Genomic DNA, 14,292 nt, shown 5'->3' with positions numbered 1-14,292 from the left:
GAGGCTTTCCACCCGGGCACCATGACGCTGGTCAAGGGGGTGCAAACATACGCCAGCGTCTGTTTTAGGCGTGCGGCACAATCGCGCAGTCAAGCTGGCATGACGGCATCGGTGCGATAGTGAGCCCCGAGACTGTGAGTGCGCGATAGGGCTGCCTCAAGCACCCGTTGTGCGAGGCGAGCCTGCCAACCTTCATCGGCCCAAGCCAGACATGCCTTCAGCGCGTTCTGCAAGCCAGTTGCCTCACGTTCCGGTCCTGCGGTCTGCCATAGCAACATGCGCAGAGCTTCCAGCCGCGACTGTGGCAGGCTCGCGGCACGCCCAACCCAGCGATATGGACCGCTGCTTGCTGCTCGCAAATCCATGGTGGCCAACATCAAACCCAGGCGTTGACCACACAGCACGCCTTCGAGCAGCGAGTTGCTGGCCAGTCGGTTAGCGCCATGCACGCCGCTGCAGGCTACCTCACCGACGGCATACAAACCGGGCACACCTGTACGGCCATCTGCATCTGCCGCAATTCCGCCCATATGGAAATGAGCCACTGGCGTCACCGGTATCGGCTGCAGTCGTGGATCGATGCCTTCGGCAAGACATGCCGCCAAGACGGTGGGAAAGCGCCGCTCCCACTCACCATCCACTTCGCGTGCATCCAACCATGCGGAGCCGTCATCGCGGCATGCCTGCCACACGCGACGGGCCACCACATCGCGCGGTGCCAAATCACCCAGCGGATGTTGATCGGCCATCAACAGCTGACCGGTAGCGCCGTACAGACGCGCGCCGGCACCGCGCAGGGCCTCGGTGATCAGCGGCAAACAATGGACGCCCGCAACGTTAAGCGCGGTCGGATGAAATTGAACGAACTCGAGGTCGCGAGTTCGCGCGCCGGCGGACATGCCTAGCGCCAAACCGCTGCCGTCTGCACCGGGAGGATTACTGGTGCGCGCATACAACGCACCGATACCACCGGTGGCCAGCACAACTGCGGCGGCCTCCATTTCATGCCGATGGCCGCGCGTATCGTGGGTACACACGCCGCAGACAGCATCGCCGCGCAGCAGTAGTCCATCCACGTCCATATCGCCGCGCCACTGGATATGGGATGACTGTTGCGCGCGTTGACGTAACGCCTGAACTAGCGCCACACCACTGGCATCACCGCCTGCATGCACGATCCGTGCGGCAAGATGTCCGCCTTCGCGGCCAAGGTGCAGATGTCCGTCCGCATTTCGGTCGAATGCAACGCCCTGCGCCTGCAGCCAGCCGATGGCCGCCGGTGCCTGCGAGCAAAGCCACTGCACCATCGCAGCATTATTGTGGTGCGCCCCGGCGGTGAGTGTGTCGAGGGCATGCATGGCGGGGCTGTCACTTGGATCAAGAGCGGCAGCGATACCGCCTTGCGCCAGCGCGCTGGCCGTGCCGCTGCCATCATGTGCGCGGCAAAGCAGGCGTACCGGCGTTGGCGCCAACGCCAGCGCTGTGGTCAGTCCGGCTACACCACCACCCACCACCACTACAGGTGGCCTTGCGCGCGTCATATCGTTTCCTGCCGGCCTATCGCAAGCATCCGCATCAGTGCCGTCCTGGCCCGTACAGCGATGTCAGTGGGCACCCTGACCTCATGCCGCAGGTCGCGCAGACAGGTGTAGATTTTCTGCAGGGTGATTCGCTGCATGTGCGGGCAGAGGTTGCATGGCTTGATGAATTCGGTGGCTGGGAACTGTGCACGCAAGTTGTCCGCCATTGAACATTCAGTGATCAGTGCCACGCGTTCCGGCCTTTCCTTAGCCAGCCAGCGAACCATCGCGCTGGTAGAGCCGACGAAATCGGCCTCAGCCCATACCTCTGGGGGGCACTCGGGGTGTGCTATCAATTTGGCGTGGAAGTATTCGCGTGCGTGCCGAGCCTGTTGTGCAGTAAATTTTTCGTGTACCTCGCAGCGGCCGGTCCACAGCAACAGCTCCACCTTGGTCTTGCTCGCGACGTAATTTCCAAGGAAGCGGTCGGGCAGGAAGATCACCTGGTTCGTTCCCATCGCCTCTACTACTTCAACCGCATTGGCCGAAGTGCAGCAGGCATCAGACTCAGCCTTCACTTCAGCCGAAGTGTTGACATAGCTAACTACGGGTACTCCAGGATATTTCGCTCGCAAGGCGCGCACGTCAGCAGCGGTGATCGACGCAGCTAGTGAACAACCGGCCTCTAGATCAGGTATCAAGACCGTCTTTTCCGGGGCCAGGATCTTTGCGCTCTCAGCCATGAAATGGACTCCGCACAGCACAATCAGGCGGCCCTCACAGTCCGCCGCCGCCTGTGCCAGTGCGAGCGAGTCGCCGGTGACGTCTGCCACGCCGTGAAAGATCTCAGCTGACTGATAGCTGTGCGCCATGATCACGGCGCCACGCTGTTTCTTCAGCCGGTTGATAGCCTCGATCCAGGGTAGGTGAAATGGCCATTCAAGGCAGGGCACCAAGTGTTCGAGGCGTGCACCGAGTTCGGCATATTCATGCTCAAGTGCGTCACGCCAGATAGGCAATGGCAACGTGTCGGGGTCGGTCATGGCGATCCGCAGAGGGAATGTAGGAGAAACACGTGCCGCAGCAACCTGTCAGGCTGCCTCACGTCGATGCGCCGCCCGGGCGGCGCGCGTGAAGCGGGCGCTCCGGTTCAGCAAAATGCGCAGGCCGAGCGGTATCGCCTCCCACGGTAGCCGGTCGAGCATATTGCGCGCCGTAAGACCAAGCTCCGTGTCGCCAGTGAGTACCAGCCGGCGTTGGAAGAAGAGCGTGTCGGCGTCTTCCAGCCGGCAGGCCAGTAACAACAAGTCCGCGACGCTACCGCGCACACTGGCCTCTGGCGCGTCATTGGTCACACGCAAACTTCCTTCACGTAACTCCAGCACCCAGCGGATACGCAGGTCGCTCACCTCGATGGCTAGTCGTCGTCCAAGCATGAAGTCGAGTGCGCCCACGCGCAAAGGAGTGGCAAGTACATGCGCCATCCCTGCCTCGAGTAAAGTGTGCTGCCAGCGCGATGGCGCGACATGCAGCAGCGGAGCTATCCTCTGTGGTGGCGGCAACAGGCGCAGCAGACGTGGAACAAGGGAGGATAAATGTGGGGGGCTAGGCATAGTGGACGCCATTATTGAAGCAGAGTCGCGAGCACCGCTCTGATCCACGTCAACAATCAATCCTTGCTGGCGACAAGCATCGCCGATGGCCAGGTCCAGTAGATCCTCTGCGGTGGACGATGGCAGATTGAGTCGCGCTGCTAGTTTCTGCGCACGGTCGCGTACCCGACGCTCCCGCGCCGGATCGCGCAGTGGTACTCCCGCACGTGGCTTGAGAGCCGCCACCACGTGCACCATCCGACGGCGTGCGGCCAGCAGAAGAATTAAGCCGTCATCGACACGATCAATCACGGCGCGCGCCCGCGACAGGGCGAAATGCTCAGGAAGATGTCGATACATCGACCGTCTCCCCGGTGGCGGCCGCTGGCAGCGCTAACAGCGCTCGTGCTGCCGGAAGCACCTTGTCCAGATAGACGCGTCGTGCTTCGGTGGCATCGAAATCGGCATGCTGGCGTTTCTTTACGCCATAGTCGGACAGAACTAGATGTGTGTCGGCCACCACGCCCGCGTTGGTCAGACAGGCCGAGGCACATTTTAGTATGCAGCCGTCGAGCGCGAGGATGCGTCGCCCGCTTTGTGCGGTGCGGACCAGTCCAGTCACGCCGCCACCAACGCCGGCGATGCACGACATCTCCGCGACGCCTGCGCGGTCCAGTTGCAGTGCGAGGTGATTGGCCATCTGTGCCGCACTGGAACAGCCAGAGCAGGAATAGACGAGCGGCGGCCTACCAGTCATGGATGATCCTCCATATTAAGCAGAAAGCGGTTTGCGCGTCGGCGCACGCCATCAAGAGTTAGCCAAAGGCAAAGCCATGCCAGTAGCATCGCCAGCCCGGCTGAACGCGCCAGCCAAAGGCGTGGCCACAACACAGCCGCTGGTAGCAGAAATGCCTGCGGCAGTTGCGCCAGCAGCACACGGGCCTTGTCCAATTCAGGCAGAAGCCGTTGTATGCCGGGTATCCGCACGCCACGACTGACACGACGGTGTAAGGCGATCCAGCCGAGAAAGGCCACAATCTCCAGCAACATACCGTTCACCAGCAATGGCAGGGCGATACACAGCCCCAATGCGCCAGCCAATAATTCGTTCCGTGTATCCCAGAGAAGGATAAGCGCGGTAATCGCTAGTGCGCCCAGTCCGGCCTGCCAACTCCAAAGCAAGGGTCCTCGCCGTGACCGCGGCGCCCGCCATTGCAGCCACAGTGCAGAGCAAGTAAACAGCAGTGCATGGATAGCTAGTGCTAAGCGTAGCCATGAGGCATCGTCGCGTAGCAGCCGTAGCCACGCCCCAGCGAGCAACGCCAACAGCAGGCTCATCAGCCATGCAGCTTGTGCCGCCGCCGGTACCACGGAAGTTCCCTGGAACATGGGCATCACTACGCGCGCCACGCTGGCGATCAGCAGTACGGTCCACCCCAGTAATCCCCAGCTTGCATGCACGTCGACCAGCGCAGCTAGCGGTATCTCCAACCAGCCACCAAGACCCAGTGCCAGGCAACCGCCAAGCAATGCTGTAGACAAAGCAAACACCAGTGATACGCCAATACCTGCCCGCAAAAGACGTTGACCAACAGCCGAGAGCGTGCCCGGCAAAGTCATCGCGCATAGCAGCACGAATGTTGTCGGAAGCAGCACGCCAGCAGCCAGAAGGCCGAGGCGCCAACCAGCAAGCAGTCCCGTCATCAGCAGGGCTAGGCCGAGATTGAACAGTACGTGCAACCAAGGCCCGAGCGATGTACTGCCACGCACGTGTACGCCAGCCGCTGCCGGCAGGAATTGCAACACGCTGCCGAACATCGCATTGCCGAGAACACCGAGAGTAAATGCGTGCACCAGCGCTAGAGTTTCCGGCAGCCAACGCGTGCGCAGAAGTGCATCACCGTCGACGACTAGAAGTATGCCTGCGAACATTCCCCACAGCGGTACGCTGAGCAGGAAACGGCGCGGCAACGCCGTCGGCGGTGCCTTCTCAAGCGCCAGCTGTACCATCGTGATCGGGTCGGGAAATCAACACACGCATGCCACCGGAAGCCAGTGCGTACACTCTGGTCTGAAGGCCGCGTGCGTCCAGAACTTCAAGCAGTGGCGTTGGCCACAGTGGGGTGAGTACACACACGCTCTCCCCCGGCTCCAACGCGTCGGAAAATTCGAGTGCACGTTGCATCGGTTCGGGGCAGGGACGCCCTCTCAGGTCGTATTCAGGCCACTTCACGTCAGTGGCAACCTGCTGAATGGGACGGCTAACGTGATGCATAATCGGTATTGCAGCACACGTATCACGTTGACGCGCTGATCTGGATCAAACGACATCCAATTGTCGTGTCGACGAGACGTTCGACCTTCGGTCAGAGAGCGTTATCCAGTACTCCCTAACCACGCCATTCGGCTCAGTGCGAAACTTTGTAGTATCAATCGGGGCTGACGATTTGCGTATTTGGGCCCAGCGAGATCCAGGAGCCTTGGGCGCCTGTGACACTTTGCCATTCGTGCCGGTGCGTGCCAGTTGACAAAGGTCAATATGATTGATTACGTCAAGGCCTAGCATGAGCGCCATGGAAGGCTTGTCTTGGCAGGTTCACGTGATTCTCGGCGACGATAAGCGTTGACCTTCCATTTTTCGCCACAGGGAAGTGTGAAGTTCGACGTGAAGGCCGCTATTGCAAGATGTACGAGCCTCGCGTTCGTCTTCCTTCTCGTCGGCTGTGGGGACCATCAATCCCTACCACCCCAGAGGCCCGTGGCCATTTTGAAAGATGACGTTTGCGAGATATGCGGAATGTATATCGAAGCATCATCCGGACCTCGCAGTGAGGCCTGTTTGAAGAGCAGCGATAAACCATTGAAGTTTGATTCGACGCGATATTTCCCTGCCTATGTGCTACGGCCGGGAAATGAACTGCGACTGGAGCACTTTTTTTGCAGGAGAGTGAGGGTATTGACTGGAATCATCCGTCGAACGCCACCGAGGGGAAAAGTGATGCAGCTGTCAACGGCCTGTAGCGGGTTCCATATCACGTGGATAAAGTTACAGACCGCGCTGTCATGTTGCTAAAAAGTGGATTGATGGACCTCCCATCGGGGTGAACGCAGTCTCGTCGAAGTATTGAAATCAACCGCATCGCGCATTTAGCGCTGCAAGTTGTGAGGTGATCTATGTTTGGTCTTGATAGTATCTGGCACTGGGTGTTGGTGCTTGTCATCGTCCTGGTGTTCTTTGGCACCGGAAAGTTACGCAATGCTGGCGGCGATCTTGGCGCGGCCATTCGTGATTTCAAAAAAGGTATGAAGGGTGGTGTTGAAACCGGCCCGTCCGAGCAGCTAAAGGCCGACCCTCCTGTAGATACCTCCGCGCAAGTCAAGAACGCCGAACGCGAACGCGTGTCGTAGCCTTGTGTTTGGAATCGGCTTCAATGAGCTTCTTCTGATTGCCGTGCTGGCGTTGATCGTGCTTGGTCCCGAGCGTCTGCCGGGAGTTGCACGCACCGTCGGTGCGATGGCGCGGCGTGCCCGTTCCGTCTGGGCCGACGTTCAGGCCGATGTCACGCGCGAGCTTGAAATGCAATCGATCAGGGATGACATTGCCAATGTGGCTACCGGTGTCCAGGCGACGGTGACACCACTCGTCGAAGATATTCAGTCGACGGTTGAAAATGTTCGTGCATCGAACACGGTTTTTTGGAATGAGGCCAGCGATATGTCACAAGCCTGGCAGAGCGCGGCAACGGCCAAACTCGCTGCCACCGAGAATGTTATGTCCCCGGTGGTTAAGGATGATGGCATGGCGAAGGAGTATCGCGAGGCTCCGACGGAGCTGGCGCAGGCCTTACGTGAACTTGCCTTCGCCGCGGACGGTATTCGAAATACAACGGTGGACGCCTGCGATGAACTACGTGCAGCCGTGGCTGACGTCCGTTCTGCGGCCATGCGCATCGAATCCCTCAATAGCGCTATCACTGTCCCGGCGACGATCCGATGATCGCCGCATCGCCAATTGGAACCAAGGGCAGGGATGGGTTGATGGCTCACTTGCTAGATCTGCGTGGGCGGCTGCTGAAAGCGATCCTGAGCGTGCTGTTCGTGCTGTTGGTTGTTCTGCCGTTTTCCAAGCACTTGTACGACTGGCTTGCACAACCACTGATGGAACGTCTTCCACATGGTTCGCACATGATTGCGATCGAGGTGGCCAGTGCGTTTCTCACCCCACTTAAATTGGCATTTGTCGTCGCGCTGTTCATGGCAATGCCAGCCGTGCTTTATCAGCTGTGGGCCTTCGTCAGTCCGGGGTTATACCGTCACGAGAAGCGTCTCGCTCTGCCGCTGTTGGCGTCCGCTGTACTGCTCTTTTATGCGGGCTGCGCATTCGCCTATTTCCTGATTCTTCCCGCAGCATTCCACTTCTTAACCATGAGCACTCCGACAGGGGTGTCGATGATGACAGATATTGGGAAGTACCTCGATTTTGTGCTGACCATGTTTTTCGCCTTTGGTCTTTGCTTCGAGGTTCCCGTCGCAGTTGTGCTGCTGGCAGCGTTAGGCATCGTGACACCCGCTAAGCTGCGAGCTGTACGGCGCTACGTCTTCGTCGGTACTTTTGTAGTCGCTGCGGTGCTGGCGCCACCCGACATGTTGTCGATGATCATGCTGGCCATTCCGATGATTCTGTTGTACGAGATTGGCGTTTTCGTCTCGACAGCACTGGTACGTAATCGTGAGGAGAGGCGCCAGCTGAAGTAACCGATGGATCGTTTGATCTAAATCAGTGGTACCGAGCGGGCGGCGGCGTATGTTGAGGTAACTTTCCTCAGTAGGGTGTCAACATCATGTCCTTCGAAGCCTCCACGAATGCTAACGTTCATACTTTTGATGCCCGCGGTGTTGCACGCCGTTTTCGTCACTCGGCGATCTTTGGTGCTATCGGCGTTTTACGTTCCGGTGAAACAATGCGTTTCGTGAACGATCACGATCCGCTCCCGCTCATCGCCCAATTGCGCGAGCGCCTTGGCGATAATTTGACGGTCACCTATCGGCAAAGTAATCCCGATATCACGGTGATTGATTTCGGCATTACCGGTCTGCCGATCGAGTGAGGCGGCAGGCCCACGAACTATCGGCGTTTTGCGGCTAGGAGCCAAAGGCGGTTACTTCGTCTGGGATCTTTGCTATTCAACAATGCCTGTGTTCCTTATTGACGGATCGAGCGGGCGCTCTCCGCGCGTACACTTTATTAGCTAGCTCGCCGAGGTCGTTGCCCATATCAAGTGACTGCAAAGCCGTTCGCTTTTCTTTTGACCGTTCAGCGCTTGAGTAGGGGTAGTTTGTCCGGCACGCCGTCCCATTCGGCGGCATCCTCCATGGCAGCAATCTTGCTGGTGAGTACCGGCCATTCGCGTGCTAGTTCAGCATTGATCGCGAGAAAGCCTCCCTGTCCGGAAGGCATGTCAAATTCAGGAAAGATCGCACCAACCGGGCATTCGTCCACACACAGGGTGCAGTCGATGCATTCGTCGGGATCAATCACCAGAAAATTGGGCCCCTCGTGGAAGCAGTCCACCGGACACACCTCAACGCAATCGGTATGTTTGCAGTTGATACAATTCTCGGTGACAACATGGGTCACGAATTTGGTCCTCGCGGGCTGAAACCCGTTGGTCGGATAGCATCATGCGTGTGATGTGCTGTGGGATAACTGGTGTGATGTAGACGAACAGACCCCCGGCTCGCCATGAGTACCGCACCGAGCCGTCGAGCATGAGCAACCATGGGTCATGGTGTGCAGTTTGCCAAGTGGACTTGAGAGGCGCCTTGATTGAAGTCAAGCATTGAGACGTGTGTAAGGGCTCTCTGGAAACCCATCGAACTCAAGTCAGCGTCCCGATGATGCCTGCGTATAGACCAAGTCCGGCGGTCATCGCCATCATGATGCCCACCACAACGGCATAAGCCCCCTTGAGGCGATATGGTTCCGGTAGTGCCCGTCGGGCCAACGTATAAAGGAAGCCGAGGACGATAGGCAGCAGCAGCGCATTCATGACCTGTACCCCAACGCTGAGTTTTACCAGGTCAACGCCAGAGGTCACTAGAAGGCCTCCCAGGACCAAGGTCACCGTGTACACGCCATAGAACCACCGAGCCTCTTGCGGGCGCTGGGCGAGCGAGTGTTTGTAGCCCATGATTTCGCCGAGGGTGCGCGCTGCCGTAAGGGTGACGACGATGGTCGCGACGAGCGCCGCGCCGATCATGCCTAGCGCAAATAACAGTGTTCCTGTCCGTTCGCCGAGAAAGGGCGTGATCGCCTGCACAATCTTCTGAACTGTATCCAGAGAGTGTCCGGGGTCAACGCGCCCGATGGTTGCAGCGACTGCCACTAGCACGGCAGCCATGATGAGCTGAGTGACAACTGATCCGATCGCTGTATCCCAGCGCGCCGCGGGGAGGTCGGCAGCAACCAGTCCCTTCTCGGCCACTGCTGACTGCTGGTAGAACACCATCCAGGGCATGATCACCGCGCCGATATTTGCGGCGATCAGGTAGAGGTATCGGCTATTGGTGAGCGGCATCTTCAACGCTTCCGTGAGGGCTGCGGTGATATCAGGTTTTGCCTGCCACGCGACATACAAAAACACACATTCAAACAGGCCGACCGCTAGCGCAATGCGTTCCACCGACAGGTACGAGCCGCTATAGGCCATCGACGTGAGTCCGATGATCACAATGGTCATGCTGAGCCAGTTCGGAATGCCTATGAGCGCTCCTACACCAGCGATGCCACTCAATTCAGTGATCAATGCACCGAGACAGGCAAGCAACAGTGTTGAAACTGAAATCCATGCCCAGATGGGCCCGAAGTGTTGCCTGATCGCGTGGCCATGGCCCTGACCGGTGAAGATACCCAGGCGGATCGTGAGTTCCTGTACTACAAACAGGATGGGGATCATGACTGCCTGCAACAGCAGCAACCGATATCCAGATTCCGCACCGCTTTGCGCGGCGGTGATGATGCTCCCCGCGTCGGTATCCGCCAGCATCACGACAATGCCGGGACCTGCCACAACGGCAAAGCGGGTCCAGCGCGATTTCGGACGAATCAGGGCTTCGACGGCTGTAGCTGACATATACGGGACTTCTTCGAGAGGGAAGTTCTGCGCAGAGACGTCGGTGATCACGATGGTTTCGTACCATTGAGTCGTGATATCGATTCGGACTAGCGCACTTCAATACAAATGAGAATCATTATAATTTCAGTGTACTCCTTTCCGTTGGGGGTGGAGCTAATCAATGTGATGGCGAGGGAAGGCAAGGGCAGGGATGGTGGCGCGTTGACGATGGTGCGGTCGGTCATCGCGAGAGCGGCCGAGTGTCGACGTCGGCTCATCACTTGCTGTTCTGGATATCGACTAATCAGCCCATTCCGGGACTCGTGGATTCGCTGTGGATCCAAGGCGTTACCTACCTCAGCTGAACATCTATTCCTGAGGTCCACTGCCTGGAGCGGTTGTAGAAGCAGTTGGCGACGCAGGCATGTCAGCTTCGATTTGGCGTCCGGAAAAGGTGAACGTCCATGTCGATACTCCTGGGAAAACCCGACATGCCTCCGGCAGCAGATGCTGCTTCATAAGCCGAGATTGTTGTGCTCCAACACGCGTTCGGCGCGATAGCTCGAGCGCACCAAGGGCCCCGCAACCGCCTCCAAAAAGCCCTTGCTCAGCGCCAACTCGCGATACTGGAGGAACTGCTCTGGTGTGACGAAACGCTGCACCGGCAAGTGATGTGGACTTGGCCGCATGTATTGGCCCAGCGTGACTACATCGACATGAGCGTCTCGAACATCGTCCAGCGTGCGTTCGATCTCGGCGTCTGTTTCACCCAATCCAAGCATCAAACTGGTCTTGGTCAGAGTATTCGGCGCATGACGCTTGGCAAATGCCAGTACACCCAGCGTCTGGTTATAGCCGGCGCGTTGGTCACGCACTGGATGGGTCAACCGCTCCACCGTCTCTAGGTTTTGCGCGTAGGTGATGAGGCCTGCGTCCAGTACAGTAGCGACTGCACCAAGGTTGCCGGCAAAATCTGGCGTCAGCGCTTCGACGGCCGTCTGAGATGAGTGCTCATGAATCGCCCGTATGCACGCGGCGTAATGCGCAGCTCCACCATCGGCAAGATCATCGCGGTCTACCGAAGTCAGCACGACGTACTCGAGTTTCATCAGCGCAACAGCTTCGGCCACATGTATCGGCTCCAGTGGATCGAGCCAGCCGTGGGGATTGCCGGTACTGACCGCGCAGAACTTGCAAGCGCGCGTGCACACAGATCCCATCAGCATCAGAGTGGCAGTGCCGCGGCCCCAGCATTCAGCTATGTTCGGACATTTCGACTCCGCACATACGGTGTTCAACTTGTTTGTGTGTACGATCTGGCGCACGTCTTCGTAGCGTGCCCCAGCCGGCAGTTTGACGCGTAGCCATGGCGGTTTGCGATCGGCATCCGGCATCGCGCTGGCGGCGTTCGGTTTGATACCGCCCTTGACCGCGGGCGTGCCTTGCGGACTTAGAAACTTGCTGCCATCGGGAATATGTGTGCCCGGTTCAGTGCTCGACATGAGATGGATGGAGCCACGGTGGATGAGCAGTCAGTCTGCACCTCTACCCGCCTCGTCAACACTGATGCATATCAAGCCGCGATCGACAAATGACTCTTCCGAATATTGGATACCACCATCCTGTGGTCATGAGCAAATGACGAAAACGACATGGAGTGATCCACCATGGACGCATCACAAAAGAGGGCCCGCTATTGCGGGCCCTCTTTTGTGGGCGATTCACTCTTACATCAATGATTCTTGATGGCTTTGCCCGCGCTTGATGGCAAGACAGCTAGCTTTCCCGCAGTACGCTGCGCCCACAATTTGGCCATGAAGTCCCAAGCCATCAGCACGGCGCCCATGGCGAATACGACGTCACCAGGCATGCGCATCCATTGCCAGAAGGTAGTCGTGTTGTAGAACTGCATGCTGCGTGCGTAAGCGTAGCCGTGGGTGTAGACAGCTTCCAGCTGTGGCCAGCCGATCGGGTAGAAGTTCAGCACGATCCACATCACCACGCCGATGTTGTAGAGCCAGAACGCCCACACGCCGATTCGATCGCTCCACGGCCGGTCACCGTTGAGATAGCGCAGCACCATGTAGATCAGGCCGATCGCCAACAGGCCGAAGGCGCCGAACATGGATGTGTGTGCATGATTGAGGGTAAGGAAAGTGCCGTGCTCGTAGTAGTTGACCAGTGGTGCATTCAGCGTGCCTCCTCCAAACACGCCGGCACCAACGAAGTTCCAGAACGAAGAGCCGAGGATGTAGAGATAGGCGAGCTTGTACGGAAAGTCCTTTTTCTGCTTGATGTGAAGTTGCTGCTCGATGGCCTCCAGTACCAACAAGACCAGTGGCAGCACCTCGATGAAGGAGAACATGCTGCCGACACCGACCCAGAGTCCAGGCTCGCCAGCCCAATACAGGTGATGACCGGTACCGAGTACACCGCCGATCACGATGAGGACCCACTCGAACAGTACGGCACGCTCGACCATCTGACGCGACACCAAGCCCAGCGCCATCAGGAAATAGCCGGTAACCGCGGCGGTGAATAGTTCAAACGCGAGCTCCACCCAGAGGTGAACCACCCACCAACGCCAGAAGTCGGTGATCGAAAACGAGGGATTGGGTGAGCCCAGCGGAATCATGCCGAACACATAGAACACTGCAACAGTAAGCGTGCTTATCCACAGCAGGTGTTCGATACGGAATAGGCCGTACAGCGAGCCACCGCTCTGCCTAGACAGCGATTTGAGGGTAGGCCAGAACGCGCGCAGCAATACGATGCACCAGACGGCCAAGCCGACGAAGAACAGGATTTGCCAGAAGCGGCCCAACTCCAGATATGAGAGACCCTGGTTGCCGAACCAGAACCAGTTCTTGTCTAGCAGCCCCATGATGCCCAGATAGTCCCCGATCAGGGCGCCAGCCACGATCGTTAACAAGACCCAGAAGATCAGGTTGACGAGCAGTCGCTGCCCCTTGGGCTCGCGTTTGCCGATCAGCGGCGCCAGGAACAGCCCGGCGCCAATCCAGCTCACACCGATCCAGATGATCGGTGCTTGCAGATGCACGCTGCGCAGGAATGCGAACGGCAGCCATTTGCCAACATTGAACCCGTAAAAGCTGGCGCGATCAGTGTAGTAGTGCGCCATGATCGAGCCGGCAAGGATTTGCACCAGAAGAACGCCTGCTACGACCAGGAAGTACTTCCATAGCGCCTTCTGGCTAGGCGTGGGTGCCATGAAAGTGTGCAGGACCGGTTCAAAGGTTTCGTTTGGGGCTTTTGGCTGGATCCACAGACGGAAGATCACCAGCGCCGCGCCGATGGCGAAGAACACCATCGTGAAGGATGCCCACGTCCAAACGAAGGTCGCTGACGTGGGGGCATTGCCGACCAGCGGTTCTGCCGGCCAGTTGGTAGTCCATGAATAATCCTTGCCGGGACGACGTGCGACCGTGGTTAACGACGAATAGAGTAGGAACTTTGCGGTCTGATCGGCGCTGGATGGGTTCAGCGCGCGCGCACCCGTGTAGCCTTTGGCGAAATCATCAGTGAGCAGCGCCGTGGCGATGCGTGGATGCAGCGTGCCAATCGCCGCGGCCACAGCATCCGGAAGGACGACTTGCTGCTGGCTCAGGTCGATGCCTTGCAACTGCCTGCGCATGGCGTGGGTGATGCCCTCCTGCTCGTCGGCGTCGACGGCATCGAAAGGCTTGCCATAACGCGTCAGGGCGAGGTTGTTCCGGACTTCTTTCGCTAACTGCACCAGATACTCGGCGGTGTAGTCTTCGCCAAAGGCGGAGCCCATGCCATACAGGCTGCCGTAATCCATCAGGTCGGCTTTCTGGAAGCCCGATTTGCCGCCAACGATGTCGGCATAGTCCATGACCGACGTACCATCGCTGGTAACCATTTGCTGAGGTAGTGGAGCGGCCTGCTGATACGTGCTGCGGGTCGCTGCGGCCATGCCCAGCAAGCAGGCAACGGTAACGAACAGCAGCACCCAGATCAGTACCTTGCTGGTACGGTCCTGTGGACCCGCTTGGCCATATGGGAGATTAGTTGTACTCATCG

The 14,292-nt window shown here is 58.4% G+C and carries 14 protein-coding genes; 4 read left to right on the top strand and 10 right to left on the bottom strand.

Going from position 1 to position 14,292, the window contains the following annotated elements:
* Nucleotides 1–89 precede the first annotated feature (89 nt).
* The 6 genes from nadB to B0E51_RS13455 are packed head-to-tail and all read right to left on the bottom strand — an operon-like array spanning nucleotide 90 to nucleotide 5,387.
* Nucleotides 90–1,541 carry an L-aspartate oxidase gene (gene nadB / locus B0E51_RS13480; protein WP_077445411.1) on the bottom strand — a complete coding sequence of 484 codons (1,452 nt, stop codon included), beginning with the start codon at nucleotides 1,539–1,541 and terminating at the stop codon, nucleotides 90–92.
* Nucleotides 1,538–2,563: a quinolinate synthase NadA gene (gene nadA / locus B0E51_RS13475; protein WP_077439603.1), complete on the bottom strand. Its 1,026-nt coding sequence runs from the start codon at nucleotides 2,561–2,563 to the stop codon at nucleotides 1,538–1,540. The genes nadB and nadA overlap by 4 nt, the downstream gene beginning before the upstream one ends.
* 48 nt (nucleotides 2,564–2,611) lie before the next feature.
* Nucleotides 2,612–3,472 carry a chorismate mutase gene (locus B0E51_RS13470; RefSeq protein ID WP_077445409.1) on the bottom strand — a complete coding sequence of 287 codons (861 nt, stop codon included), beginning with the start codon at nucleotides 3,470–3,472 and terminating at the stop codon, nucleotides 2,612–2,614.
* Nucleotides 3,453–3,869 (bottom strand): putative zinc-binding protein, encoded by a 417-nt coding sequence (locus B0E51_RS13465; protein ID WP_077439605.1) that lies wholly within the window; start codon nucleotides 3,867–3,869, stop codon nucleotides 3,453–3,455. Before B0E51_RS13465 ends, B0E51_RS13470 begins: the two co-directional genes overlap by 20 nt.
* Complete coding sequence (locus B0E51_RS13460) at nucleotides 3,866–5,122, bottom strand: hypothetical protein (RefSeq protein ID WP_077439606.1); 1,257 nt, start codon at nucleotides 5,120–5,122, stop codon at nucleotides 3,866–3,868. Before B0E51_RS13460 ends, B0E51_RS13465 begins: the two co-directional genes overlap by 4 nt.
* Complete coding sequence (locus B0E51_RS13455; protein ID WP_077439607.1) at nucleotides 5,103–5,387, bottom strand: DUF2249 domain-containing protein; 285 nt, start codon at nucleotides 5,385–5,387, stop codon at nucleotides 5,103–5,105. Before B0E51_RS13455 ends, B0E51_RS13460 begins: the two co-directional genes overlap by 20 nt.
* An 899-nt stretch (nucleotides 5,388–6,286) precedes the next feature.
* Between B0E51_RS13455 and tatA the strand changes: the two genes are divergently transcribed.
* From tatA to B0E51_RS13430, 4 genes are all read left to right on the top strand, one after another.
* Entirely contained in the window at nucleotides 6,287–6,520 is a 234-nt protein-coding gene (gene tatA / locus B0E51_RS13445; protein ID WP_077439609.1) for a twin-arginine translocase TatA/TatE family subunit, read from the top strand.
* 4 nt (nucleotides 6,521–6,524) lie between these two features.
* On the top strand, nucleotides 6,525–7,109 hold the full coding sequence (gene tatB / locus B0E51_RS13440) for a Sec-independent protein translocase protein TatB (RefSeq protein ID WP_168170403.1): 585 nt from the start codon (nucleotides 6,525–6,527) through the stop codon (nucleotides 7,107–7,109).
* Complete coding sequence (gene tatC / locus B0E51_RS13435) at nucleotides 7,106–7,867, top strand: twin-arginine translocase subunit TatC (RefSeq protein WP_077439611.1); 762 nt, start codon at nucleotides 7,106–7,108, stop codon at nucleotides 7,865–7,867. The genes tatB and tatC overlap by 4 nt, the downstream gene beginning before the upstream one ends.
* An 86-nt stretch (nucleotides 7,868–7,953) precedes the next feature.
* Nucleotides 7,954–8,220, top strand: coding sequence for a DUF2249 domain-containing protein (locus tag B0E51_RS13430; RefSeq protein WP_077439612.1), 267 nt, complete (start codon nucleotides 7,954–7,956; stop codon nucleotides 8,218–8,220).
* Nucleotides 8,221–8,426: 206 nt separating this feature from the next.
* On the opposite strand, the gene fdxA is transcribed toward B0E51_RS13430, so the two are convergent.
* The 4 genes from fdxA to B0E51_RS13410 all read right to left on the bottom strand — a co-directional run bounded on the left by fdxA (nucleotide 8,427) and on the right by B0E51_RS13410 (nucleotide 14,290).
* The gene (gene fdxA / locus B0E51_RS13425) at nucleotides 8,427–8,750 is read right to left on the bottom strand and encodes a ferredoxin FdxA (RefSeq protein ID WP_077439613.1); all 324 of its coding nucleotides are present in this window, start codon (nucleotides 8,748–8,750) and stop codon (nucleotides 8,427–8,429) included.
* Nucleotides 8,751–8,991: 241 nt separating this feature from the next.
* Nucleotides 8,992–10,296 (bottom strand): divalent metal cation transporter, encoded by a 1,305-nt coding sequence (locus B0E51_RS13420; RefSeq protein ID WP_254424017.1) that lies wholly within the window; start codon nucleotides 10,294–10,296, stop codon nucleotides 8,992–8,994.
* A 446-nt stretch (nucleotides 10,297–10,742) separates the two neighbouring features.
* Nucleotides 10,743–11,621 carry a lipoyl synthase gene (gene lipA, locus B0E51_RS13415; RefSeq protein ID WP_254424522.1) on the bottom strand — a complete coding sequence of 293 codons (879 nt, stop codon included), beginning with the start codon at nucleotides 11,619–11,621 and terminating at the stop codon, nucleotides 10,743–10,745.
* A 338-nt stretch (nucleotides 11,622–11,959) separates the two neighbouring features.
* A complete protein-coding gene (locus B0E51_RS13410; protein ID WP_077439615.1) occupies nucleotides 11,960–14,290 on the bottom strand; it encodes a cbb3-type cytochrome c oxidase subunit I in 2,331 nt (776 codons plus the stop codon).
* Nucleotides 14,291–14,292: the final 2 nt, after the last annotated feature.

It is taken from the genome of Rhodanobacter sp. C05, assembly GCF_002001165.1.
In the GTDB taxonomy this organism is placed as follows: domain Bacteria; phylum Pseudomonadota; class Gammaproteobacteria; order Xanthomonadales; family Rhodanobacteraceae; genus Rhodanobacter.
The sequence above is the reverse complement of the archived record's forward strand: the minus strand, read 5'-3'. Positions and strand labels throughout refer to the sequence as shown.